The following is a 468-nucleotide window of genomic DNA, read 5'->3' on the forward strand; positions in this document are numbered from 1 at the left end:
AGCTTCTTTTGATTTTCCAATTTGACCTATTGCAGAAACTTTTTCGCCGTTTACATAAATGGTATGGGCGGACCAAATGTTTCGAATGCGAAAGCCAACTTCAGAAAAATGCTTAGGTAGCTCGATTTTTAATTGATAAGAACCATATTGTGTTTTGGATTCCCACTGTCCTGGCACAATTTGATTTAGAGCTTTTTCTTGAAATTGGTTCACATCTACAAATTCATTTGGGGTGAATTTCCATTCGCCTGCTAAAGATAATATTTTCGCATTTGAAGGAAGATCACCTAAGTTAATTGTCCCATTTTGTGCACGTGTTTGAATGAGATTTGTATCACTATCTCGAAAGTTAATATGTATCATTAAAAATATCATCATAGTGATGAGAAACCAACCAATGGCTTGTTTCCACATGGAGTAATCACCTCTTCTTCAATAATATATAATAAAATTTCTAATAATTAAATT

At 33.1% G+C, this 468-nt stretch carries 1 pseudogene; it reads right to left on the reverse strand.

The features are described 5' to 3' along the window. Window positions 1–414, reverse strand: a pseudogene (locus KVT27_RS23660) (histidine kinase); the annotation flags it as partial. Window positions 415–468 lie beyond the last annotated feature (54 nt).

This window comes from Lysinibacillus sp. GbtcB16 (genome assembly GCF_019091145.1).
Lineage (GTDB): Bacteria > Bacillota > Bacilli > Bacillales_A > Planococcaceae > Lysinibacillus > Lysinibacillus fusiformis.